At 41.7% G+C, this 25,041-nt stretch carries 27 protein-coding genes, 1 tRNA gene and 1 pseudogene; 15 read left to right on the forward strand and 14 right to left on the reverse strand.

The features are described 5' to 3' along the window. Positions 1-20: 20 nt before the first annotated feature. Genes nadD through lptE form a run of 3 tightly spaced genes read right to left on the reverse strand, consistent with a single transcriptional unit; the run spans position 21 to position 2,194 of the window. Positions 21-659 carry a nicotinate-nucleotide adenylyltransferase gene (gene nadD / locus VHE99_01960; protein HVV67792.1) on the reverse strand — a complete coding sequence of 213 codons (639 nt, stop codon included), beginning with the start codon at positions 657-659 and terminating at the stop codon, positions 21-23. Then, positions 656-1,660, reverse strand: coding sequence for a DNA polymerase III subunit delta (gene holA, locus VHE99_01965; protein HVV67793.1), 1,005 nt, complete (start codon positions 1,658-1,660; stop codon positions 656-658). The genes nadD and holA overlap by 4 nt, the downstream gene beginning before the upstream one ends. Before the next feature lie 3 nt (positions 1,661-1,663). After that, a complete protein-coding gene (lptE, locus tag VHE99_01970; GenBank protein HVV67794.1) occupies positions 1,664-2,194 on the reverse strand; it encodes an LPS assembly lipoprotein LptE in 531 nt (176 codons plus the stop codon). A gap of 150 nt (positions 2,195-2,344) precedes the next feature. On the opposite strand from lptE, the gene VHE99_01975 reads away from it, so the two are divergent. Next, entirely contained in the window at positions 2,345-3,091 is a 747-nt protein-coding gene (locus VHE99_01975) for a pteridine reductase (GenBank protein ID HVV67795.1), read from the forward strand. Between the two features lie 10 nt (positions 3,092-3,101). Here VHE99_01975 and VHE99_01980 read toward each other — a convergent pair whose 3' ends face one another. The 6 genes and pseudogenes from VHE99_01980 to VHE99_02005 all read right to left on the reverse strand — a co-directional run bounded on the left by VHE99_01980 (position 3,102) and on the right by VHE99_02005 (position 8,706). After that, positions 3,102-3,884, reverse strand: a complete 783-nt coding sequence (locus VHE99_01980) for an ABC transporter permease (GenBank protein HVV67796.1) — start codon at positions 3,882-3,884, stop codon at positions 3,102-3,104. Then, entirely contained in the window at positions 3,871-4,803 is a 933-nt protein-coding gene (locus VHE99_01985) for an ABC transporter ATP-binding protein (protein ID HVV67797.1), read from the reverse strand. Before VHE99_01985 ends, VHE99_01980 begins: the two co-directional genes overlap by 14 nt. Positions 4,804-5,593: 790 nt before the next feature. Continuing rightward, positions 5,594-6,049: an RNA polymerase-binding protein DksA gene (gene dksA / locus VHE99_01990; GenBank protein ID HVV67798.1), complete on the reverse strand. Its 456-nt coding sequence runs from the start codon at positions 6,047-6,049 to the stop codon at positions 5,594-5,596. Between the two features lie 331 nt (positions 6,050-6,380). Then, complete coding sequence (dapF, locus tag VHE99_01995) at positions 6,381-7,220, reverse strand: diaminopimelate epimerase (protein ID HVV67799.1); 840 nt, start codon at positions 7,218-7,220, stop codon at positions 6,381-6,383. Positions 7,221-7,320: 100 nt separating this feature from the next. Then, positions 7,321-8,571 carry a diaminopimelate decarboxylase gene (gene lysA / locus VHE99_02000; GenBank protein ID HVV67800.1) on the reverse strand — a complete coding sequence of 417 codons (1,251 nt, stop codon included), beginning with the start codon at positions 8,569-8,571 and terminating at the stop codon, positions 7,321-7,323. A gap of 39 nt (positions 8,572-8,610) precedes the next feature. After that, a pseudogene (locus tag VHE99_02005) lies at positions 8,611-8,706 on the reverse strand (lipoprotein). Between the two features lie 92 nt (positions 8,707-8,798). Between VHE99_02005 and VHE99_02010 the strand changes: the two are divergent. The 4 genes from VHE99_02010 to VHE99_02025 are packed head-to-tail and all read left to right on the forward strand — an operon-like array spanning position 8,799 to position 12,129. Continuing rightward, positions 8,799-9,470, forward strand: coding sequence for an alpha/beta hydrolase-fold protein (locus VHE99_02010; GenBank protein ID HVV67801.1), 672 nt, complete (start codon positions 8,799-8,801; stop codon positions 9,468-9,470). Positions 9,471-9,506: 36 nt separating this feature from the next. After that, entirely contained in the window at positions 9,507-10,490 is a 984-nt protein-coding gene (locus tag VHE99_02015; GenBank protein HVV67802.1) for a 2-dehydro-3-deoxygalactonokinase, read from the forward strand. Then, complete coding sequence (locus tag VHE99_02020; protein HVV67803.1) at positions 10,487-11,638, forward strand: SAM-dependent methyltransferase; 1,152 nt, start codon at positions 10,487-10,489, stop codon at positions 11,636-11,638. The genes VHE99_02015 and VHE99_02020 overlap by 4 nt, the downstream gene beginning before the upstream one ends. Then, positions 11,635-12,129 (forward strand): 6-carboxytetrahydropterin synthase, encoded by a 495-nt coding sequence (locus VHE99_02025; GenBank protein ID HVV67804.1) that lies wholly within the window; start codon positions 11,635-11,637, stop codon positions 12,127-12,129. Before VHE99_02020 ends, VHE99_02025 begins: the two co-directional genes overlap by 4 nt. Before the next feature lie 148 nt (positions 12,130-12,277). Here the strand turns inward: VHE99_02025 and VHE99_02030 are convergent, their stop codons facing one another. Then, positions 12,278-13,381: a multifunctional CCA tRNA nucleotidyl transferase/2'3'-cyclic phosphodiesterase/2'nucleotidase/phosphatase gene (locus tag VHE99_02030; GenBank protein HVV67805.1), complete on the reverse strand. Its 1,104-nt coding sequence runs from the start codon at positions 13,379-13,381 to the stop codon at positions 12,278-12,280. A 179-nt stretch (positions 13,382-13,560) separates the two neighbouring features. Here VHE99_02030 and VHE99_02035 point away from each other — a divergent pair, with 179 nt between their 5' ends. After that, a complete protein-coding gene (locus tag VHE99_02035) occupies positions 13,561-14,262 on the forward strand; it encodes a hypothetical protein (protein ID HVV67806.1) in 702 nt (233 codons plus the stop codon). 427 nt (positions 14,263-14,689) lie between these two features. Here VHE99_02035 and VHE99_02040 read toward each other — a convergent pair whose 3' ends face one another. Genes VHE99_02040 through VHE99_02055 form a run of 4 tightly spaced genes read right to left on the reverse strand, consistent with a single transcriptional unit; the run spans position 14,690 to position 17,408 of the window. Next, positions 14,690-15,283, reverse strand: a complete 594-nt coding sequence (locus tag VHE99_02040) for a BON domain-containing protein (GenBank protein ID HVV67807.1) — start codon at positions 15,281-15,283, stop codon at positions 14,690-14,692. Further along, positions 15,283-15,882, reverse strand: coding sequence for a phosphoheptose isomerase (locus tag VHE99_02045; GenBank protein HVV67808.1), 600 nt, complete (start codon positions 15,880-15,882; stop codon positions 15,283-15,285). The genes VHE99_02040 and VHE99_02045 overlap by 1 nt, the downstream gene beginning before the upstream one ends. 33 nt (positions 15,883-15,915) lie before the next feature. Continuing rightward, the gene (locus VHE99_02050; GenBank protein HVV67809.1) at positions 15,916-16,332 is read right to left on the reverse strand and encodes a YraN family protein; all 417 of its coding nucleotides are present in this window, start codon (positions 16,330-16,332) and stop codon (positions 15,916-15,918) included. Beyond that, entirely contained in the window at positions 16,290-17,408 is a 1,119-nt protein-coding gene (locus VHE99_02055) for a penicillin-binding protein activator (GenBank protein HVV67810.1), read from the reverse strand. Before VHE99_02055 ends, VHE99_02050 begins: the two co-directional genes overlap by 43 nt. 247 nt (positions 17,409-17,655) lie before the next feature. Between VHE99_02055 and VHE99_02060 the strand changes: the two genes are divergently transcribed. The 9 genes from VHE99_02060 (at position 17,656) to VHE99_02100 (ending at position 24,476) form a co-directional block, all read left to right on the forward strand. Continuing rightward, a tRNA-Thr gene (locus tag VHE99_02060) sits at positions 17,656-17,731 on the forward strand. A 583-nt stretch (positions 17,732-18,314) separates the two neighbouring features. Next, positions 18,315-18,545, forward strand: coding sequence for a hypothetical protein (locus tag VHE99_02065; protein ID HVV67811.1), 231 nt, complete (start codon positions 18,315-18,317; stop codon positions 18,543-18,545). A 32-nt stretch (positions 18,546-18,577) separates the two neighbouring features. Then, positions 18,578-18,862 carry a helix-turn-helix transcriptional regulator gene (locus VHE99_02070; GenBank protein ID HVV67812.1) on the forward strand — a complete coding sequence of 95 codons (285 nt, stop codon included), beginning with the start codon at positions 18,578-18,580 and terminating at the stop codon, positions 18,860-18,862. Next, a complete protein-coding gene (locus VHE99_02075) occupies positions 18,855-19,793 on the forward strand; it encodes a reverse transcriptase family protein (GenBank protein HVV67813.1) in 939 nt (312 codons plus the stop codon). The genes VHE99_02070 and VHE99_02075 overlap by 8 nt, the downstream gene beginning before the upstream one ends. Before the next feature lie 108 nt (positions 19,794-19,901). Next, positions 19,902-21,002 carry a hypothetical protein gene (locus tag VHE99_02080; protein HVV67814.1) on the forward strand — a complete coding sequence of 367 codons (1,101 nt, stop codon included), beginning with the start codon at positions 19,902-19,904 and terminating at the stop codon, positions 21,000-21,002. A gap of 194 nt (positions 21,003-21,196) precedes the next feature. Further along, positions 21,197-21,409, forward strand: coding sequence for a hypothetical protein (locus VHE99_02085; GenBank protein ID HVV67815.1), 213 nt, complete (start codon positions 21,197-21,199; stop codon positions 21,407-21,409). Between the two features lie 109 nt (positions 21,410-21,518). After that, entirely contained in the window at positions 21,519-22,292 is a 774-nt protein-coding gene (locus VHE99_02090; protein ID HVV67816.1) for a DUF3050 domain-containing protein, read from the forward strand. Next, positions 22,270-23,484 carry a PAS domain-containing sensor histidine kinase gene (locus VHE99_02095; GenBank protein HVV67817.1) on the forward strand — a complete coding sequence of 405 codons (1,215 nt, stop codon included), beginning with the start codon at positions 22,270-22,272 and terminating at the stop codon, positions 23,482-23,484. Before VHE99_02090 ends, VHE99_02095 begins: the two co-directional genes overlap by 23 nt. 14 nt (positions 23,485-23,498) lie before the next feature. Continuing rightward, the gene (locus VHE99_02100) at positions 23,499-24,476 is read left to right on the forward strand and encodes a response regulator (protein ID HVV67818.1); all 978 of its coding nucleotides are present in this window, start codon (positions 23,499-23,501) and stop codon (positions 24,474-24,476) included. Positions 24,477-25,041: the final 565 nt, after the last annotated feature.

Consider the following 25,041-nt stretch of genomic DNA (forward strand, 5'->3'; position numbering starts at 1 on the left):
TTTAGTTTTAGATAGATAGTTTAACGATACAATTTATTTTCGCAAATATATTCCCATACTTTAGGTGGCAATTGCGCTGAAACATCCTGCCCTTCATGCAATCGGGCGCGAATTTCGGTCCCAGAGATGGGTAAAGGCGCCACCTCAAGAAAAAAAACTGCCCCGCCCGACTGTGTTTTCAATAAATTGCTGTCCTGTGTTTGACGCTGCGCCAATAAAGCGGCAACTTCTGGATTTGGAATAAATGTATAACCTGTGCGAGTAGTCACAATAACATGTACCAATTCCATGATTTGCTGCCAATTTCGCCATTGTTGAAAATGGCTAAATTGATCTATCCCCACAATCAAGCATAATGGCGTTTGGGCATCTTCATCCCGCATGGACAACAAAGTATCTATGGTATAGGAATAACCCCCACGTTGTAACTCTCGATCGTCCACAATTAAACCTGGATAATCAATTACCGCCAATTGCACCATGCGCAAACGCTGTTCTGCTGAAGCAGTGGTTGCTCCTCGCAATAAAGGTCGATTGCAGGGTATGAGGCGTAACTCGCGTAATTGCAATGCATTATATACGAACATAGCCAAATGAATATGTCCGTTATGCACTGGATCGAAGGTACCGCCAAGCATGCCAATTGCTGATTTATTCAAATGAAGATACCTGCAATAGCCAATGACAAATCGGTCAATTCATCCCAAAGCGTCCCTACAGCCGCACCTTTAATCAAGGTATCAATACGCGACGCGCTTTGCAGACACCGCATCAGGCTGGCAGCAGAATGCCGCCCCAGTATACGCCTAACCCCGGGTTTGCGCTTTTCCCAAACCTGCGCCAATACTTGTTCTAAAGATTTACCCGCCGCTTTTGCCTGTGCTTGTGGAATTAACTGGCGCAGTTCACGCGTTAGCGCCCACAATATCAACGTAGGCTCCACCCCTTCTTCGCGCAAACCCGACAAAATCCGCACAATGGCAGGTGCATTACCCTGCAAGATCTGATCTGCCAAATCAAATACATTAAAACGCGCATTATCCGCGCTAGCCTCATCGATTTGCGCCAATGTTAGCCGGCCAGGCGCATAAAGCAAACTCAGCTTTTCTATTTCCTGCGCAGCTGCCAACAAATTGCCTTGAGTCCGCGCCACCAACAGCTCTACTGCCTCACTATCCGCTTTAAACCCTGCTTTTTGCAAACGACGCAAGAGAAAGGGAGCTATCTGCGCAGGCGCCAACGGCCATATCTGCACGACAACACCCTGCTGTTCAGCCATTTTAACCCAAGTACTTTTTTGCAAAGCCGCATCGAGTTTGCCAGTTATAATCAACAGCAGCTTGCTTGCGGGTGGATTCTCAAAATATTCTGCTAAGGTCTTTTTGCCTGCTTCATTCAACTTTGCCGATGGTATCCGCAACTCCAAACACTGCTTATCACTAAACAATGAACCACTTTGGCTTTGTACTTTAAAAGCCTGCCAATCAAACCCTGTATCCACAGTAAAACTGACACGTTCAGTAAAACCACTGCCTTTTGCAGCTGCCCTCACAGCATCAGCTGCTTCCTGCACTAATAATATTTCATCGCCGGTAATTAAATAGACCGGACGCAGATTACGCTCCAGATGGGGAAATAATTGGTCATAACCCAGTTTCATACATTAAGTCTTTTGCAAAACTTCGGCTACCTGCACCGAGCTCAAGCGATTGAACAATTGGGAAATAATATCCCGATACATTTCCTGCTCTAATTTGCTAAGCTGGTTATTGGATCGAATCAACTGGTTGGCGCTCAGCACCAGGTTGCGAGTGTCTGATAGCAACATGGGAGACAACAATTGCTTGCCGTCTGCATCTTCCAGGATCATCGCCACTTTATAAGTGACCGCATAGATGCGGGTTTGATTACTAGTACCGATGGTACCTGCGGCATAAGTTAGCTGCGGTTTTAACACATGAAGCGTCACTGGCGCTTCGGCTGCTGTATCGCTCAGCATAATACCCGAGGATTGTAGGCTGGCACGTAAATTAGACTCAAAAGCGCCATAAGGATCATCAGCTTTAAGATATAGCACATGCAACTGGGGGGGAAGCTCATTGCGATTACGTAATTTAAACGCACAAGCACTCAAGCTGCATAGCAAAATGCCTAGCAGCATATACAAAACGGTAAGTCGAAGATATTTATGCATAAATGTGATTGGTAAATAGAGATATCAATATAAACATCATAACAGATTGATGTAAATTGTCACTGCGCTTATTGCAATGATAAGATAAACTGATTGCTTACCCTCTTTTTCAAAGAAGGGAATTAGATCACTGAACCGTCTGGAAATTTAATGTCAGTTTCACCTAAAGCCGTTTTAATCACCGGAGCTGCAAGGCGCATTGGCAAGGCCATTGCTGAACTGCTACACGCAAAAGGTATGCAAATCATCATCCACTACCATAGCTCAGCTTTCGATGCGGAAAATCTTTGCGCAGAATTCAATCAACAGCGCCCTAATTCAGCTGCAGTAGTGCAAGCCAACCTGAATCGCTTTCAAGATTTATCGCGTCTGATCGATGAAGCGACCAATGCCTTCGGTTATCTGGATGTTTTGGTGAATAATGCTTCAGGCTTTTCTCCTACGCCTATCGGCGCAGTAAATGAAGCCGAATGGACACAATTGATGGACGCCAATCTGAAAGCGCCGTTTTTTTTATCGCAATATGCAGCCCCCAAATTGCGCCAGCGCAAAGGTACTATCATTAATCTTTGTGATATTCATGCGGAACGACCACTAAAAAACTATCCCGTTTACTGCATGTCCAAAGCAGGGCTAATGATGATGACTTATGCCTTAGCAAAAGAACTAGCTCCAGATATCAGAGTTAATGCAGTTTCACCAGGCGCTATTTTATGGCCAGAAGATGAAAATGAATTAAATGTTAAAATCAAATCTGAAATTTTATCACGGATTGCTTTAGGACAAGCTGGCAGCCCAATTGAGATTGCCAAGGCAGTATTATTTTTTATTGAAGCTGCGGATTATGTTACCGGGCAAGTATTAGCCGTGGATGGGGGACGGCTATTAAATTGCTAGTTATGAGGATTCAAGTTTTAATCCCAACCCCCTTATTCAACAGCCCCATAGAAATCACAAATAAAATCGCTGTTAAAATAACCAATACTGAAAAAGCAAACACCACATTCACATCCGTAATTCCCAACATCCCAAAACGAAATAAATTAATAAAATAAAGAATTGGATTTAAAAAGGCAATGGTATGCCAAAAACCAGTCAACAATTGTACCGAAAAAAATACGCCACCTAAATAAGCCAATGGCGTCAGCACAAAGGTTGGAACAAAACCCACATCATCAAAATTTTTCGCCAACATCGCGTTGACAAATCCCGCTAGCGAAAACAGTGCTGAAGTTAAAATAATCGATAAAACCATAAGAAAAAAATGATGAATAGGCAAGCGGGTAAAAAACAATGCGGTAATTGTCACTAGCAAGGCATTTAAAACCCCACGAATAATTCCTCCAGTAATATAGCCTGATAGAATCAACCAATTAGGCAGCGGGGCAATCAATAAATTTTCAATATGCTTAAAAAATTTAGTTGCAAAAAACGAAAAAGAAACGCCTGCATAAGAATTATTAATCACAGCCATCATAATCAAACCTGGCGTAATATACTCAACATAGCTGACCCCACCCATCAGACCAATACGACCCCCAATTAAGCGACCAAAAATAAGAAAATACAGTGCTGTCGTTAATACCGAGGGCACCAAGGTGGTAAGCCAAAATTCAAAAAATCGCTGGATTTCTCTGATAACGACAGTTCGATAACCCACATAATATTGACGATAATTACGCTGCATCATGTTTTTCCTGTCCTGTCCCCACCAATTGCAAAAATAGCTCTTCTAATCGGTTACTTTTATTTCGCATACGTGACACTTGGATAGATTGCTGTGACAATACCGCAAATAACTCATTCATAGTTTGAGATTGTTTTAAATCTACTTCCAGAGTTAATTCATCAACCAGGCGGCTGGGAAAGCCTGGGAGTAATGGGTTGATAGATAATGAATTTTGTAAATATAAAACGATGGTTTCCGTATTCAGCCGATTGAGCAACACATTCATTTTGGTGTTTTCTATAATATTGCCGTGATCGATAATGGCAATATTACGGCATAAATTTTCCGCTTCTTCCAGATAATGTGTGGTTAAAATAATTGTCGTTCCCTGGCGATTAATTTCGCGCAAAAAATCCCACATCATACGTCGTATTTCAATATCCACTCCAGCCGTCGGTTCATCTAATATCAAAAGCTTAGGCTCATGCACCAGTGCCCGCGCAATCATCAAACGCCGCTTCATGCCGCCTGAGAGCATGCGCGCCGGCGTTTTTCTTTTATCCCATAAATCCAGCTGCTTTAAATATTTTTCAGTACGCTGTTTCGCTAAAGCCCAGGGCAAACCATAAAATCCAGCCTGATTCATAATGACTTTGGTCACATCATCCACGAACATGAAATTAAATTCCTGTGGCACTAATCCAATATAGGATTTAACCAATTCGATATCCGTATCCATGTCCTTGTCAAACACCCATATTTTTCCAGATGTTTTAGTAACCAAAGAAGTGATAATGCCAATTAAAGTAGTTTTACCGGCGCCATTTGGTCCAAGTAAAGCAAAAAAATCTCCTTCTTCAACCGTAAGGTCGATTTTATTGAGGGCGTGGACACCGTTTTTGTAAATTTTTTCTAATTGCTGAACTGAAAGTGCATGCATGAGTTTTTAAAAAATAAATAATAAGACGAGCCGCAAAAAAATCTGCGCGGCAAAACATATTGAAAGAGTTTGATACCCGTCATCCTACGGAATCGCAGTTTGACAAGCTTCGGAATAGAACGTAACTACTACCTCCCTCTTTTTCAAAGAGGGAGGGCAGTTACAGAGGGTGGATCATTATTCCTATCTGAAATTAAGCCTTTGGGCGGCAGGAAAACAGATATTTGATCAAAGCGCCTACAGCAAGGATAGGAATCATCACCTCAATGAATCTGGAAACATAAACTAAGCCAACTAACTGATCCTGGGGCAGTATTGATACTGCAATACCCATAATGATAGCTAACACAAGAAAAACAATAGCAAGAACTCTACCGCACATGATGGATGCTCCTTTTTGTGGTATTCATAATCCAAAACGCTTTGCACTGCACACTAGTTTGTAGCGTAAGATACTGTATCTTACATCATTCACCAGCCAGAGCAAAGCACGCAATATCCCATTTCTGCACAGTAGTTTAGAGGATTTATATAAGAGAAAGCTCAATCCCACCAAAATGCATTTGCAAAAAGGGTTGGGGGAGTTTTAACATCCACCCCCTCACCCCCTTCCACACTGTGGAATACCCACCTCACTGCGGAAAGGGGAGAGTTACTACCAAACTCTCCCTTTGAAAAAGGGGGAGTTAAGGGGGATTTAAAGAGGGTTTACAGCTATTCAAACTTTTTTAAATCCCCCACAGACCTTACAGCCTGCGCCCCCTTTTTCAAAGGGGGTGAGCAAATACCTTTAATCTATAATACCCGTTTGCTTTTCACGGATTTCATCTATCGTTTTACAATCAATACATTGGGTAGCTGTGGGGCGTGCTTCTAAACGGCGGATACCAATTTCAGCACCACAAACTTCGCAATAACCATAATCACCTTGTTTAATACGCGCCAAAGCTTGTTCGATTTTAGTAATCAACTTATGCTCGCGTTCTCGAGTCTGCCATTCGAGCTTGTGTTCTTCTTCAAGGGCAGCGCGATCTAAAATATCGGGGAAATTAATCGCATCATCCTGCATATGATGTACTGTAGAATCACGATCAGCAATAAGCTGATCTTTCCACAAAATCAATATCTGACTAAAATGCTCCAATTGTTTCTTATTCATGTACTCTTCACCCTTTTGCTCCTTGTAGGGTGTAAAGTCCATAGGACCTGTGCTGGTATTTTTTAAGGTTTTCTTTGATGTTTTCATTTGGCCTCTCTTGCCCTTCATTCCTTTAGGACATTGAATATCACAAATCATTATTCAGCATTTTGATTTCGAGCACAAAATGGTCAGATTTAGCCCAAATGGCTTCCAATCCAATGCTAAAGAGTTCTATTTTGAGATGCGTAGTTTACACGAAACTTAAACAAGCACCACAAAATCTAAACTCCTTCATAAATTTGACCTTTAAAGTAGCAATGATGATATGGTCATTGCTCAAAATTTTACAAGAGCCCTCCCTTTATAAGTGATAACTATTATGTGTATGAAATGATTGACTCATCAGATCACTCATTAACCTATGATGAGTGATATCCTAACACGATCTTTTTAACCATTCACCCCTAAAAACTTCTTCAGCTGGTCCTGTCATCCAAACTGGATTGAATAATCCTGTCCAGGACACTTTAAGGGTCCCCCCTAGTAAGTCAACCTGTACCTCATCATCTAGCAAACCATGCACATGCCCAATCACCACAGCCGCACAAGCCCCACTACCACAAGCCAGTGTTTCACCCACTCCCCGCTCAAAGACGCGCAAACGGATATGCCGTTTACCTAAACATTGCATAAATCCTACATTCACCCGTTCTGGGAAACGTGGATGCCGCTCTAATTGAGCGCCAATGGTTGTTACTGGCGCTTGATCTACATCATTGACCAACATCACTGCATGTGGATTGCCCAAATTGACCACACCTATCTGTATGGTCTCTTTCTGCAGTTCTACCGAATACCAGTCAGAATAGGTTGCTGCTTCAAAGGGGATAGCTCCTGGTTCGAGAAGCGGAACTCCCATATTCACTGTCACTTCGTTATGAGTGGCCGATCGCACTGCTATAATACGTTCTTTTGTCCCTAACAAAATAGTTTTCTTCTCGGTCAACCGCGAGTCCCACAAATAACGTCCAACACAACGCGCGCCATTACCGCATTGAGCCACTTCACTGCCGTCGGCGTTAAAAATACGGTATTCAAAATCAACATCAGGTCGCTTTGCCGTTTCAACTACCAGCAATTGGTCACAACCAATACCAAAATGTCGATCAGCCATCTGACGAATCATTCCGGGGGTTAGTTCGACAGACTGGGCAATGGTGTCGAGCACGACGAAGTCATTGCCTAGGCCTTGCATCTTGGTGAATGTGATTGGCATAAATAATCCACAGCTAGTTTTCTCACACCCTATTACAGCCTTTGCTTTTTTCCTTCTCCCCTTGTGGGAGAAGGAAAAAAGTCATGGCTATAAGAGGAATTCAATCCGGCAACAACTCCTCATGTTCAAACAATTCCTTTAAAGTCTCCCGACGACGGATTAAATAACTACGTTCACCATCCACCATAACTTCAGCCGCCCTGCCTCTAGAATTATAGTTAGAACTCATACAAAAACCATAGGCGCCAGCGCTACGTATTGCTAATAAATCTCCCGGCAAAACCGCCAACAGCCTTTCTTTACCCAGAAAATCGCCGGTTTCACATACTGGCCCGACGACATCATAGCATTGCAACGCCACCTCAAGTCTTCGTTTAACCGGTATTATCTCTTGCTCAGCCTGATATAATGCCGGTCGCAGCAAATCATTCATACCTGCATCAACAATCGCAAAATTCTTATGTACTGCATGTTTTAGATATTCTACGCGCGTCACTAAAATCCCCGCATTGGCAACAATCGCTCTCCCGGGTTCCAAAATCAGTGGGATGGGATCATCCTGTAAACGCGCCAACAAAGCTGCGCCATATTCTTCAGGACTGGGCGGATTTTCAGTTTGATAACGTACCCCCAAACCACCTCCCAAATCCAAACGTCGTAACAAAATACCCTGCTGCCGCAATTCAAGTCGTAGTTGCTGAATTTTATCCAATGCATCCAAAAAAGGCTGCAATTCAGTCAATTGTGAACCAATATGACAGGCAATGCCTATCACTTCTATCTGTGGTAATTTTGCAGCTAACTGATAAAGCGCAATCGACTCATCTGCATTAACACCAAATTTATTTTCCTTAAGTCCTGTAGAAATATAAGGATGCGTGCGCGCATCAATATCAGGATTCACCCGAATTGAAATTTTAGCAACCTTTCCCAGTTTTGCAGCAATATGTGCCACTCGCTCCAGCTCAGCTGCAGATTCTATATTGAAACAGCCTATATCAACCTCTAATGCGCGTTCAATTTCATATGCCAATTTCCCCACACCGGAAAACACAATGGCTTCAGGCTTACCGCCTGCAGCTAAAACACGTTCTAATTCACCACAAGAAACAATATCAAACCCCGAACCTAAACGTGCCAACACATTCAATACTGCGATGTTGGCATTGGCCTTTACTGCAAAACAAATCTGATGTGGATGTTGTCCTAAAGCCCGGTCGAAGGCATGCCAATGCCGCTCCAAAGTCGCCCGCGAATAGACATATAACGGCGTACCAAATCGCCGAACCAACTCGGTGACAGGCACTTGTTCGGCAAATAGTTCACCTGCTTGTTCAATAAAATAATCCACGAACTATGACCCTGTCGGCGTTGTGTTGGGAGAAGAAGACTCAGGCAGATAAAGCGGACCACTTTGACCGCAACCTGTTAAACCAGCTAAGCATAAAAACATTAAAGTACTGGATAGCAAATATTTGAGGATCATTTTATGACTCTATGAATACATTTTTTAATTAGGCTATAATCAGCGCCCCAATCAACTTATGCCCTAATTTTCCCAGCGAGTATACCACCTCCATGCAAACTTCCAAATTAGAAACTCTGGTGATAGAACCTAAAACACCTGCACAACGTACCATTATCTGGCTACACGGCCTAGGTGCCGATGGCTATGATTTCGCCGGCATTGTGCCTGAACTCAAACTACCAGATGAGCTAGCCATACGTTTCATCTTTCCCCATGCCCCAGTGCAACCCGTCACCATCAATGCCGGCATGCCTATGCGCGCCTGGTTCGATGTGCACGGACTCACTCACGATGCCAAACAAGATGAAGCAGGAATTAAAGCCACCCATCAAGAGATTACGGCATTAATTACTAAAGAACGTAACCAGGGGATAGCAGCAGATAAAATTTTATTAGCCGGTTTTTCCCAAGGCGGCGCTATAGCACTTTACACTGGTTTAACCCAAACCGAACGTCTAGCCGGCATCATAGCCTTATCAACTTTCCTACCCACGCAATACTTTTGGATTGATAAAAATATCACTATCCAGCGAGACACACCCATCTTTATGGCACACGGTGAATTTGATCCTGTTGTAGACTTCAATCTGGGCAAGACTTCCAAAGATCGATTAATTACATTAGATTGTAAAGTAGATTGGCACACTTACCCCATGCCACATTCAGTATGCCCACAAGAAATTCAAGATATTGGCACATGGCTTAGAAAAGTGTTAATTTAGTCAATAACTTACTTTATCCCATACAGTTTTAAAAACATGAAAGCCACCTTCAAAATAGAAAAAACCCATGGCGCTCCCAACCCACCTTTGCGCAATAACGCTGCCTCCCAACCCAGTTTAGTCGCCATTGATTGGGGCACTAGCAATTTCCGCGCTTTCTTATTAAACGGACAAGGTGACTTGCTACAAAAAAAATTCGCAAGGCAAGGCATACTCCGTGTTTTTCATAGTGCCTTTGCCAAAACTCTGCACAAACAAATTGGTGATTGGTTAGCACAATATCCTGACATCCCTGTGATTATGTCCGGCATGATAGGATCGCGCCAAGGCTGGCAGGAAATACCTTACCTGCCCTGTCCCGTCGTTATGAGTGATATCAGTCGGAATATCCAGCCTATCCGCCATACTGAACGTCAATGGATAGTGCCTGGGCTGCGCATTGATTATCCTGATGGCCGAGTGGATGTCATGCGCGGTGAAGAGACACAAATCATAGGCGCCCTATCCTCCAATCCTGAAGAAGCACAATTATTTTGTCTACCAGGAACCCATAGCAAATGGGCTGCGGTCGAAAATGGTAAATTAACTTATTTCACCACCTACATGACCGGCGAACTGTTTACCCTACTCGCCAAACATAGCATCCTAGGCAAACTGATGCGCAATACAAAATCTGACACGGATGGCTTTTTAAGAGGCTTAGAGTGGGCAGAACGAGATAGTTTTCTATTATCTCAGTTATTTCAGGTGCGCACACAAGTCTTAGCAGACAAGCTGAATCTTGATGATGTTTACAGTTTTTTATCGGGTGTGCTAATTGGCCATGAAATCCGTCAAGTGCTGGCTTCACCATTACCAGTAAGAAAAGTAACCTTGATCGCCAACCCCAGCATTGCGAGGCTCTATGCTAAAGCATTAAAAAAGTATGACATGCATGGCGTTATCAAAGATGTAGATCAAGTCACTGTTCGCGGACTCTTTAAAATTGCGACACAGGCTGGGATTATGGTGCAAGCATGAGCTTGCTCCCAACGCCAGACCCCATAGCTCAACAACACTCCAATCAGCTAACTGAATATCTAAAAACAGAAATAGCCACCCACGGTGCCCTATCCTTTGCCCGCTATATGGAATTAGCACTTTATGCGCCAGGATTAGGCTATTACAGCGCTGGTACCCATAAATTTGGTTCTGGAGGCGATTTCACAACTGCCCCGGAAATCTCGCCCTTGTTTGGACAAACACTGGCAAAACAAATTCAACCAGTACTGGAAACATTAGGACAAGGCGATATTTTAGAATTTGGTGCAGGTTCCGGCCGACTAGCCATCGATATTTTAACCGCTCTGCAGAAAAACAAGACGCTACCGCAACATTACTATATTCTAGAATTAAGCCCAGAATTGCAGCAACGACAACAAAATCTAATCACAACGCACCTCCCTGATTTAGAGAATCGCGTCTCTTGGCTTAACGCTTTGCCAAGCACATTTCAAGGAGTCGTATTGGCTAATGAAGCACTAGATGCCATGCCTGCCAGTCGCTTCCAATGGCATCACAATGCCCCCAAAGAAAGCTATGTTACCTGGCAACAAAATCAGTTTTGCGAATTTTTTGATACGCCACATCCTGAATTGGCAGAAAAAATCACCCAACTTGAAGTAAAATTCAGCGAACATTACACCTCAGAAATCCACCTCACGCTGCCGGCCTGGATAGCCAGTATTGCTGATTTTTTACAAAAAGGCTTAGTGCTTTTGATAGATTATGGTTTTCCGCGGCATGAGTATTACCATCCTGACCGCTCTATGGGTACGTTGATGTGCCATTACCAGCATCTTGCCCATACCAATCCCTTTTATTGGCCTGGGTTACAAGATATTACTGCCCATATTGATTTCACTGCCATCGCAGAAGCCGCGATACAAGCCAATTTATCTGTTGCCGGCTATACCACGCAGGCACATTTTCTGTTAAGTTGCGGTCAGCGTGACTGGGCTGTTAATATGGAGACTGATATTTATCAACAACTGCAAACCAGCCAACAACTCAAAAAATTGCTGTTACCCAGCGAAATGGGCGAATTATTCAAGGTAATTGCCCTAACTCGCGGGTTGCCACAACCCTTACTTGGATTTACATTGCACGACATGCGCGAAAAATTATGAAACCTCAACTGGCCACTATTGAATTATTTGAAGAACGCTTTAGTTTCTCAGCAGCACACTTCACTATTTTTTCTGAAACGCTCCGTGAACGACTGCACGGCCATAATTATCATGTGCATGCGTTATTAACAGCCGGCATTAATGAATTTGGCATTACCTTTGATTATGCCATTTATAAAGAAAAAATCTTCGCCTTGTGCCAACAGTTAAAAAGCTATTTATTATTACCCGGTTTAGCGAGCGCATTAACCATTAAAGAACAAGGTCATTATTATTATGTTTATTTTAATAATGAAGAGATGCCTTTTCTTAAACAGGATGTGCTAATTTTACCGGTGCGCAATATTACTATTGAGGAATTGGCCTATTGGTTTTTGAACCAGCTGATTGAAGATCAGGCTACTTTGACTGCCTGTAACATACATAAAATAACATTGAAAGTTTCCAACGGGCTCGGTCGTTACGGCTCAGCCAGTTGGGAGAACTGCTGAGAGTTGAGAAGAGGGAGAGTAGTTATTTTTTTAGTGGCACCTCCTTCTCCCACAAGGGGAGAAGGTGGGCGCCAATCAAAAAGTGACTATTTCACTGCCATCAATGCGCCTCCGCGGGACATACATTGAATTTCACGCCAGCAACTAATTATTCTTTCACATTAATTTGTGCTTCAATCACACGCTCCTGCTGCTCCCGCAAGGCATTACCAATATCTTTCCCCCGCAATCCACGTTGCAAAATAGGTGTGGGGTCAACTGTTTGTGCCAACTGATAAGCCCGCTGCAAACGCTCTGCCCTTTTTGATGCTACGGTTGTATCCTCTTCGATAATCTCGCAAGCGGATAAAAACAACGCCAGACGTTCTGGGCGACGAAATACATCCAGGGCTTCCAATAATTGCAGCAATTGTGCTGCGTCCCAATTCAGTACATGTAAATAATCACTTTGATAACGCGCCACCAAAACAGCTAAATCCTTATATTCACGTGGTACACGATAACGCTGGCACAAAATACTTAGCTTTTTATTATCTAAATTGTGCAGCAACACTGCAAAACGCACGGGGGTCTTTGCCGAAACATCAGCCGCTTTTTTTAACACCGTCAATTCTGCGACATCATTTTGCAACTCTGGAAATAACACCGGCATCGCCTGGCAATCCGCCAAAACTTCAAAAAACCGTTGCGGATAAGGTTCTGCCAACGCCCGTTGCCACTCCTGCCACACACGTTCTGCAACTAAAGCATTGACTTCTCCACATTTAACCATTTCCTGCATTAAACGCAGCGTTTTTGGATCAACAGTGAAATCACCAAAACGCGCAGCAAAACGTGCAACACGTAAAATTCGCACTGGATCTTCAACAAACGCTTCTGACACATGCCGCAACAACTTATTTTTTAAATCTTCTCGCCCACCAAAAGGATCAATGACCTCTCCCTCTGCCGTTTGCGCCATGGCGTTAATTGTTAAATCCCGTCGCTTTAAATCTTCCTCCAAGGTCACATCAGGCGCCGCATAAAAATGAAACCCCTGATAACCAGGCGCAGTTTTGCGTTCGGTACGCGCTAATGCATACTCATCTTTGGTTTTAGGATGTAAAAACACCGGAAAATCTTTTCCCACAGGTCTGTAACCTTTGGACAGCATTAATTCAGGAGTCGCCCCAACTACGACCCAATCACGTTCCTGCACATTCAGGCCTAATAATTGATCCCGAACAGCACCACCTACCAGATAGGTTTTCAAAACTTTTCTCCTGAATTAAATTTTTTCACTGTCTTTTCTCCTGGTAACAGATCAAAGGAGGGTGAAACTCCATATATTCAATAACGCCACCCAACTACAACTACTTTTGAAAACTAACCCAAATGCCATTACACTGTGCGCCCCCTTACAAAGTTAACAATCAGGTACAGGAGTCACTTATGGATAACAAAATTTTACAAACCTCTCACCATAATCCCAATCCAAAAGGGTCTATGATCTACAAAATCCTCATCACGTTAATGCTTCTGATTTTACCTACTTCGATATTCGCAACCTGGTCAGCTGAAATAGCTAGCGGTGTAGTTTATAACCTGCCTGTACCGCTCACTATTCAGCAAATGGGTGAACCTGATATTCATATGACCGCCCACTATGAAACCAGACCGTTTACATCGCCTTATTATTATGATTTACGCATAGGCAAATGGAATGGCGACACTGCCTGGGAATTTGAAAATATACATCAAAAAATTTATTTGAAGAATACAACAGATGAAGTATCCCACTTCTCTATTTCGCATGGCTACAACTTAATCACTATCAACCGCGCCTGGTTAAACAAACATAAATATATCTGGCGCGTAGGATTAGGTTTAGTCATAGCCCATCCAGAATCTACCATCCGCGGTCAAACCAATGATGATAATAGTGGCGGCACATTGAATGACGCCGGTTATTATGTTGCTGGACCTACAGCGATGGTATCGCTAGGTAAACGTTTCTATGTTTCTAAATCTTTGTTTATGGAATTAGAAGGCAAGGTGACTGCATCCTATGCTGAAGTCAATGTCGTCAATGGAACGGCGTATGCACCTAATGTTGCGTTACATGCAAATTTTGGTCTGGGATATGATTTTTAGGAATATTTTAGAATTAAATAAGGATCAGCACTAATCACTAGTGCTGATCGCTTTGGAACTAAACAGCAGTGATCGCCAATGTATTTTAACCCAGCTCCAATCCATTGGAGCTAAAATACCTTGGCCACGCATTTAGCCCTAAGCGCTAGCGCATAATCCATGCTAGCATTTAAAGCAAATCCATACTGCTGATTTTTAACGACTCCGTCTCAATAGCGAGGCAATGTGTTTCATCCAGTTTGACTCAAATCCTTTTCCGGCCTGACTTCCAAATCCCTGACTTAACTCCGTTTTCAAACATTGCCTCTACGTAGCCGTCTTTTGCATTACAACCGACTGGCGGTTTTAAAGCTGCAGTCCTACGGCTGAAAAAAATGTAAGAAAATCGCCCATGAACTCATTGAGTTCTATATGAAACGACAAAACTCTACTGTTCATACTCAAATATTTTAACTACTTTTTCTACTCCAGCGACCTTACTAGCTACATCAGCCGCTATGTCAGCTTGCTTAGGTGTGAGAATGCCCATCAAATACACTACTTTATTTTCAGTGACCACCTTGATTTGACTTGAGTTCAAACCCTTCTGCGCCAAAATAGCACTTTTCACTTTGGTTGTTATCCAAGTATCCTTAGCTTGAGCCGCCTTAGAAAGCGGCTCCTCAACCGTCACCTGATTATAAATACGTTTTACATTAGGCGCCGCACTGGCAATTTGATAAGCCCTATCACGCAAGGCATCTGTTGGTGCTTGGCCAGCCAGTAACATCACATGATTGAAACTAGCGATGGTAATATGCGCTTGATCTTTCAATTGTGGATCACGGCTGATGGCTTTTAAGGCCGCATTGGACATATCTCTGTCTTCTACCATCGTAGATAGGCTACGTTTATCATAGACAATGGCGCCCGTCGCACTCGCACCGGCAACAAAAGCTGCAGGGATACAACCCGATAATGATAAACTCATTAAAACACCTAAAGTCAATGCGCGAAATTTTTCATTACCATAAGTAATCATCACCGCTCCTCTACAAATAAACGTCTATCAATAAAATCACACAAACAATGGATAATCAGAAGATGCGTTTCCTGAATGCGCGCTGTGACCGTTGCTGGCACTCTAAGTTCTATATCTTCATCTTTAATAAGAATATTCGCTATTTCACCACCATTTTTACCCGTCAAGGCAACAATATGCATACCACGATCATGTGCAGCATGAATTGCTTGTATGACATTCTTGGAATCACCACTGGTTGAAATAGCCAACAAAATATCATTAGTCTGTCCCAAAGCTTTTACCTGTTTAGAAAAAACTTCATCATAATGATAATCATTAGCAATCGAAGTTAAGGTGGAAGTATCCGTTGTGAGTGCTATCGCCGGTAAGCTCGGACGTTCCATCTCAAAACGGTTTAGCAACTCCGCCGAAAAATGCTGTGCATCCGCTGCAGATCCACCATTGCCACAGCTTAAAATTTTATGCCCATCTACTAAAGCCAACGCCATCAAAGCACCCGCTTTTTCAATTTTTGGGGCTAATATTTCCATGGCTTGTTGTTTGGTCTGAATACTATCAATGAAATGCTGCTTAATTTGTTGTAATGGATTGTTCATAAAAATATTCCTAAAAATCATATGCAACCAAAATTAATAAAACGCTCCACTCGCCTGAAACGCATCCTTAATCCAAGATATCTGCATGCCACGACGACTTGTAGTCATTGCCACCACATCAAACCGACAAACCTGCTGCTCCGATATACGCTGCTGCTGCAAATAATACATAGCTGCCTTAATCAATTTGCGTTGCTTAAGCGAAGTAACCGTCTCAGCAGCGGTACCAAAAACCGAAGGCTTGCGACACCGCACCTCAATAAACACAATACTTGAACGATCCCACATAATTAGATCAATCTCACCCAATCGGCATCGATAATTACGTGTGATTAACCGCAACCCCCGTTTCTGCAGAAACGCACAGGCTTCCTCCTCAGCAAGCTTGCCAATAGCCTGTCTATCTTTTAATGCAGCACTTGCGGAACCCCATTCTGAATCTGCGCCCATTGTAACTGCCGCCTTATATGCTGATCCGAATCCAGCGAAAGCTCGCCAGTAGCTCCCTTCACACTAGAACCCAACCGATAAGTCAAATGATAGGCATCAATTCCAAATGCATAAAGCCTGGGAAAGCGGCTATAAGAGTTACCCCACAAGCTCTGGATATGCGCACGCATTTCACTCCACTGTGGCGTATCAGGACCTAATATCCACGGCATATCACTAAACTGAATACCATTTAAATCTCGATCATTCTGAGGATTGGGATTACCGCTATAAACCAGCGAAGTGGCATAGACTGGAATTTTATCGCCATTATAATATGCCAACAATGGCATAATTTGCCGAGCCTGCTCTGGGAACCCCACTAAAAAAATCATATCCATATCCTGACGCCCGGAACTCACTTTAGAACCTCGCCGCACTCCCATCACTCCACGTACCCAACCAGATAAATTCGTATTCGATTGATAAGCATAATTACCTACAATACTACCACCATGATTTTTCCAGCTCTTCTCAAATGCCCCTGCAATCCCCTGTCCAAAAGCACTACCCGGATAAATCACCAACGCCCGCTGCCGCCCATCGCTCCGCGCCTGCATTGCAGCCTGTGCCGCTTCATCTTTAGGTGATAATCCGAATTGATAAAGATTTTTGATCGCCCCACCATTATCCAAGGTATTTAATGCCAACGTAGGCACTGTCAATTTCCCCTGACCGACCAAAGTCTGTAGATTATCCTTACTCAATGGCCCCACAATAAAATCTGCTCCCTGCGCTACCGCCTGTTGATAAAGCCCCACAACATTTCCACCACTGGTGTCAATTACATCCACCGTAGGCGCATTAGATTGTTGCTGCTTAGCATAATAGTAAGCCGTCAAAAACCCATTGCGCACCGCCTGCCCACTTGCCCCAATCGAACCTTGCAGTGGCAACAAAAGGGCAATTTTAGTTGGCTTCTGATTCGAGGGAGCGCCACCACCAGCAAAAGAAGAGCTATAACTACACCCCACCAACCAGCCGGCAGCCAATAAGAGCAACAAATAACCAATGAAATTAAAATATCGTAAACGCATAGGAATGATTCTACTCATGGAATTAAAGGAATAAAATACCGTAATTTTTTCCGGCCATTTGCGCAAGCTCTCCCCAAGAAGTAGCCAAAATTCAGCCATGACCAAAAGTATTTAACATTGCCCTTCCCTTGGCATCCATTCATCCTTTACAATGCCAATCCGCAAGGAAGAGGCACTATACAGGATGGGTAAAATACCATAAAATCATTTGGTATGCTGTTCTCTTCTTTACTTCCCCTAAATATAAGCTGGCATAGCTCAGCAGGTAGAGCAACTGATTTGTAATCAGTAGGTCCCGGGTTCGATTCCTGGTGCCAGCACCATATAATCAAAGACTTACAAAAATTTTCTAATAGCAATTAAATCGATGTAGAAGCCATGTAGAAACTTAAGAGACTCCGAATACTCCGTTTCGAGAACGTTGCATATAATAGGGTCAGGTCTCTTCCAATCGCAAATTTGCTATTTTAGCTGAAGTCTCAGCTCTTCTCGCAAGAAAAAACCCCACCATAAACCGCGAGGGATCAAAACCTAGCTGTGATGCTTTTGACTTAGAATCAACAAAGTTTTCTTAAAGAAAACTTTGTTGACATTGCAAAATGAACCGGTATAATTCTTGTCAGGCAGACGAATTGTCTGTTTTGTAGAAAAGATCTCCTGATTACTTACACATACTAGACTATTGGCCAAAATTTTGGCTGCCCGTTATTGGGCATCAGGTCGCTTAGAGCAGTAAGGTACATATTGATGGCTGGGCATGGTGATGAGCAGCGGTAAAAAAGGGAAGCAGGCGCAGGTAAAAGCGATTTTATGGATTATAGGTGATATACCATACCCTGGTTGTCTTTACGGTTTGTGTAATAGCGCAGGGCACAATACCGTGCTCCTAACCTTAGGAGATTTAAAATGAAAGCAAAAAAAACCAAAGCCATCGCACTTCTAACGAAGTTGCGAGATGATCTACAAAACAACCAGGGTATGACAGCTAAGCAGCGCAAACAAGCAATTAACACGCTTGATGATGCGATTTTGAAATTGAAAACAGAAAAAGTAACAGATATCTCATGTGTTATAAATAATGTCTTTAAGATCTTACCTAGCATATTGAGCCTTTTGGCGAAATTCTGGGGAGCTTAGCTGGTCACCTATATTTTAGGGGGGAAATGTATATGAAAATTGGTCACGCGATAAAAAAATGTAGGCAACTTAAAAATATTAGTCTGTCTTTACTAGCTGATGAAACTGGGCTTTCTAAATCTTATCTATCTTTAGTGGAAAATGAAAAACGTCAAATATCATTGGAATCTTTAGAGAAGGTATCCAGCTTATTAGATGTCCCTTTATACCTCTTGATCTATTTAGCAGCTGAACCGGAAGAAATGAAAGAAATTAAGGGTGAACTTAAGACCGAATTTGATAATTTACTAATCAATCTCATCAAAAAAAATGAATAATTCTTATTATCCTTCCAAGTCAATTAAAACCATTGAAGAGCTTTCTAAAGTTTTGGATGAAACTGAAGATACTTTAAATTCCGTTTCTATAAATTTGCCTATATATTACAAAAAAAATGTTTTACTGAAAAAGGATGGAGGCAAGCGAACCACCTATATAGTTAAAGGTATATTGAAACGAATCCAACAAAAGATAAAAAATCGTATACTTGACCGTGTGTGTTTTGCTGAATATTTATTTTTTGGAATAAAAAAAAGAAATGGCATTATTGAAAATGCCAAATACCATTGTAAATGGGGAAAACCTAAAGCTTTATTAAGTTTTGATATAAAAAATTTTTATCCGTCAGTTACTGAAAATCAGATCAAAAACATTTGGGTTAATTTTTTCAAATTTTCAGAAGCAGTCGCAATTTTACTAACAAAGCTGACTGCGTTTTTAAATGAATTACCCCAAGGAGTTTCTACTAGCGTCTTAATATCAAACTTGATCTTTTTTGAATCAGAGAAGCTATTGGCACAAAGGATCAGAAAATATAACGCTAATTATTCAAGATATGCGGATGATATTAGCATTACATTTAAAAAAGGATATACTCAAAAAGACTTAAGTGAAGCGATTAGATTGGTTGTTTACTTTATAGGAAACTCTGGTTTTAAATTAAATTGGAAAAAATTTAAAATTACCACCACCAAAAATCCAATGGTTACTAATAAAAGCGTTTGCATAAACAATGGTTACTTGAGCCTGAATCCTAGCAAAAGAAAAGAAGCTTATTCAAGATTAAAAAAATATAAAAGTTCAATTAAAACAAAGAAAAATATAAATTCAGATTTTGAATATCAAAAATTAATAGGGTACTTAAGATTCTGCTATAGTATCAACCCGCATAAAGAAATAAAAAAATTTATAAACGAAGCAGTAATATAAACTTTAATCTAAAGTTTATAACATAAATACGTAATCAAACACATAGGATCTAGCTTCTTTAAAAAACTGGTTAATTCGATTATTATAGCCACTACTCATTGGACTGACATGCGGAATTTATTAGACGAGAGAGACATACTAGAATTATATCAAAGTGGAATTCTCCCTGCAGCAAGTAGCGCTGAAGACGCCATATCCACATTAGAAATTTTCCCATATTTAAATATCGCCCCCGAAATACTTAACCTTGACGAAAATGGATATATTTCATTAAATGAGCACGGGCTTCAAAGAAAAATATTAGTTAACGAAATATTTCTTTTTGCAAAAAAATTAAACTTTCTTAAAGAATGCAAAGGATTTCAAACTTTATCAAATAGTATAAATAATCAGACCCAATTTTTTGATACCATATTTGAGGTAGACTGCGCTCATTTTATGTTAACCAACTATAATATCACTAAAATAGATTTATCTGCTGAAATTATTGTTAATGACAGGATTAAAAGACCAGATTTTAGTTTTCTAACAAAGAATGGAGCAGAAGTCTTTTGTGAGTGCAAATCACTTGAATCAGCGCATAGAATTAAAAATTCTAAAGTCATCCGTTTAATGCAACAGCTTGAACCACATTTAAAAAACTTAGCAACTGAAAAATTTAGGATTGAGATCGCATTTAAAACATTACCAACACACTGGAATGCTAACTATTCAGAGCAATTAGCGTCAAGCATTCAGGTATTAATTGAAAATCAATTTACAAAAAACCATTTGGATTTAGTAATAGATGACATGCATGAAACTCATGTTAAATTATGTCTTGTCAATGAAAAGCCCTACTTCAACTGCTTAATTAATCTGGGAAATAAGGCTCCAGATAAAAGTCCCACTTTTGTTATTGGTGAAATTGCTAATGTACAAAAAGATATAAAAAATTCGATCAAAGACGCCATGACACAGTTACCGAGTGACAAACCTGGAATAATTTTCATTAATAGTTTAAATGAAAGTGATGCAAGACAAGCAATAATAAAGTTTTTTCGTTATAACACAAAAGACAATATTTATGGTGTCTTTTCTAAAACAAAAACTTTTCAATGTCATATCAATCCTAATAGCAATTTGCAAATCGACCTTGCTATATCACCACCAGCATTATCACTATTAAATAACACGAGTGCCCCTCGCTTACCCTTATCGAGTTTATGAGGCTAAGGACAACCTGGAAAATACTGAGCATTAAGCTAAATAACAATAGCAGTGAGCTTTCGTATAACCTTAAAAAACCATTAATGTATTGCTTTCCAAAACCTTTCCGCTGATAATAAACACGCGCGGCTCCCAAGTGCACTAACACAAGGGAGCTACGACTTCCACAATTCGAGCTTCGAGGAGCCCAAATTATGACAACTCAAGTTTACACTACCGCGCGTCCGCGCAAAATTCCTTTTTTCACTTTTGACCAATATTTAGACATTTCCATTCGCTTTGCTCTTGGATCGGCAGCGAATAGTCCCGCGGCTTTGTCAAAACCTTCTGGCCATAATGCATTGTGGATGCAAGGCCACGGGATCGAAATGCCTAAAAAGCGGTTAATCGTAAATAGGAAGGGGTAGGCTGGAGCAGAAGGGGGTTGATGGCGGGGCGAATTTGGCCGTCCCGCCGTTAATTCTGCCCTTCTGCCGGCTACCCCGCGGCTGAAAATTCAGCAGCGAGGACGCGCGCGTGCAGACGAAACTATCGCATATTATCGCCACCATCTCGCCCTTGGTTGACGCGATTAACCATCACAAGCTATTAACAGCTATCGATTCCATCGAAAAATTGCGCGGATTTACCGAAATCCACGTGTATGCGGTGTGGGACTTTATGGCATTGCTAAAAGCCCTACAGCGCAAACTGACCTCTATTCAGCCCTTATGGACACCGCCCATAAATCACATGGGTTGCCATTTGGTGAATGCCCTCCTTAGCGAGGAAGAAAGCGATCATCTTCCCGACGGTCGATATTTGAGCCACTTTGAGCTGTATCTTGAAGCCATGCAGCAGGGTGGCGCTAATACTAAGCCTATAACCGGCTTTATCAGCGATATAAAAGCTTCTAAGCCACTATCCAACCTGCTAGGCCGAGCTGACTTGCCGCCGCCCGCCAGAGGCTTTATTACCGACACCTTCGCCATTATAGCGCAGGAAAGCCACGTCATTGCTGCTTCCTTAGCCTTTGCTCGCGAGTACATTACTTCTAATTTATTTTCAATCATACTGCAAACCATTGAGCCAGCAGGCACCCGCTGTTCACTTGAAGCACTGAAATCTTACCTGCAGCGCCACATTGAGCTGGATAGCGACAAACACAGCCAACAATCACAACTATTAGTCACGAGCCTCTGCGGAGCGGATGAAACCAAATGGCAGGAGGCTTTAGATGCCGCCCTATTTTCACTCAACAGCCGACTCCAATTACTGGATGGAATCTATGACGCTATCACTCGGTCATGAGGAACACAATCAACTCATCGCAAGGGAATGGATGAATACCTTTAATTCACAAGTGCAAAAATTGCTTATTGAAACTATTTTTGACCATATTCCGCAGTATATTTTCTGGAAAAATACGGCCTCGGTGTATTTAGGCTGTAACAAAAAATTCGCAAAGCTGCTAGGTTTGAACAGTCCCGATGAAATCATCGGCAAAAGTGATTTTGAATTAAATTGGTTGCCCGATGGTGATACTGCGGAAAAGTTTCAGGCAGGCGACCGAAAAACTTTGGAGGGACATCACATCATTAATCAAGAGGAATGGCTATCGGTTAAAAATGGTAATCGAATTCTCACGTTAGCCAACAAAGTGCCCTTGGTAAATCCTGATGGCATCATCGTGGGTGTATTGGGTGTTGCCACGGATATTACCGAGAAAAAACGCATTGAAGAACGGATGGCGAGAAGCGATCATCAGCTCAAAGGCATGACCGTGGTTAGTGCCAGCATTGCGCATGAAATGCGCACGCCATTGGCTACTTTAAAAAATACCGCTAAAGGCATTAAGCCAATGCTAGCGCCACTCATCACTGGCTATCAGGCTGCATTAAGTCACGGTCTTAATGTACCCACAATTGCTGATGCCAAACTGGCATTATTAGAAACCGCCATTGATACCCTTGAAAATAAAGTCACTGAAGCCAACCGGATTATCGATATGCTGCTGACCAATTTGCAAAGTCTGCGCCAAGAAAAATTAACCCATCCCCAAAAATGCTCTGCCCGCCACTGCATTAACCAGGCGTTGGCGCAGTACGGATTTACCAAAGATGCGCCACAAATCATTTGGGCAAATGATGATGATTTTATTTTCTATGGCAAAGAGATGCTATTAGTACATGTACTATTTAATTTGTTAAAGAACGCCATTTATTTTATCCGCAAAGCAGATAAGGGAAATATTCACATTTGGCTGGAACATCACACTATCTATAACACCCTACACTTTAAGGACACCGGCACCGGCATTAAACCTGAGAACCTACCAAAAATCTTTGATCCCTTCTTCACCATTGATACCAACAAAGGCACGGGCATTGGCTTGGCCTTTTGCGAGATGACCTTAAAGAGCTTTGGTGGCAGCATCACCTGCCATTCACAGTGGCAAGAATACACCGAATTTATTCTCACCCTTCCCAGGAAATCAACTTAAAAGGAGTATTAACCATGCACATACCTGCACTTTATCACCCCACCCAAATTCTGCTGTTAGATGATGATGCAGAATTTATCAATAGTCTCTCTCTGTCATTGGCAGATCAATTTAAATGCCGCTTATTTACATCCCCTGAATTGGCTCAGCAATTTCTGCTGGATAATCACCATTGGCAGCAGGCATTAAGAGCTAAATATGTGCAAATGAATGAGGAGGAGTTCAGCCAATTTTCCGTCAATATTGAAATCTTCAATATCCACCTGGAAATGTTCAACCCAAAACGTTTTGAAAGAGCCGGTATTTTAGTCGTGGATTATGATATGCCGAGCATGAACGGTTTAGAGGTGGCTCGTATTCTCAGATCCAAGCTGCCTATCAAGATTATTTTATTAACCGGCGAGGCAGATCAGAATACGGCCGTTGAAGCGTTTAACCAACGGGAAATAGATCGGTTTCTATTAAAAAGCCACCCTGACTATCACACACAATTAGTTCGCTATATTAACGAACTCCAACAGGATTATTTTGCGGAAATTTCCGCGGCGGTGTTAGAGCCGCTTATAGTTCAGGAAAATCATCCTTTGCAAGATAACCACTATCGAGAATTATTTGAAAACCTTAAGATAAAACACCAGATCATAGAATATTACTTACTCGATGACTCCGGTAGTTTTTTAATGTTGAATACCAATGCAGAACCTACCTGGCTGATTGCCCGCACACCGGCTGATATGGCTCTATTTTATGACATGGCTGCGATAGAAAGAAAAATACCCAAGAAAATCCTGGCTTCCTTAGCGAATAAAACCAAACTGATCTGCCTGCCGCCAGACAGCCGTGTGGTCCCTCCCTTTAGTGATTGGTTCATCCAAGACGCCACATCATTATCCGATGGTAAAATTTATTATTGTGTCATAGTGGGTTGGTATGGGCATAATTCCCTCTCTCAGCCCATCACCAGCTACCATACTTTTTTGGGTGGTACTTAAGACCACCTTAACCATTATTCAATTGGGTTTTTTGTTGGATTGAACTTAGCAATGGCATTGGTTTCTCCTTAAAAATATTAATGGGTTTTTATTGAGAATATATAAAAAGCTGTTAGAGTATTTTTATGATGATTTCACTTAAAAAATATCGGAAAAAAATCAAACAAAAATTTCAAATGCTTTTTTCAGAAGATGAGAACCGCTGCCTCAGATAAGAAAATCTCACACCTGTCGCAACTGATATTGCAAGACTGAAAATACCCTACAATTAAAGACTTACACGCCAAAATGCCCCTGCAGCAAATAATCTATCTTGAAATATGGCTGCATCATTTTGCATCTCGCATAAAACCATTATTCTTGTGAATTTCGATAAGGATTTGTGAGATAAACACTAGAATTTTTTAACTTGCAGCACTTTGATGGTAAGCCCCTAATAATTCCATCCCATATTTGAATTTTTCTAGCGAATGTTTTCTTTATATAAATAAGGACTTATTGATAAACTGCGGCAGGAGAGAGGTGGGTTCTACTTCTTTGCGTCTGATTTTGTGAGCTTGATTGA

It is taken from the genome of Gammaproteobacteria bacterium (assembly GCA_035546635.1).
Lineage (GTDB): Bacteria > Pseudomonadota > Gammaproteobacteria > JAURND01 > JAURND01 > DASZWJ01.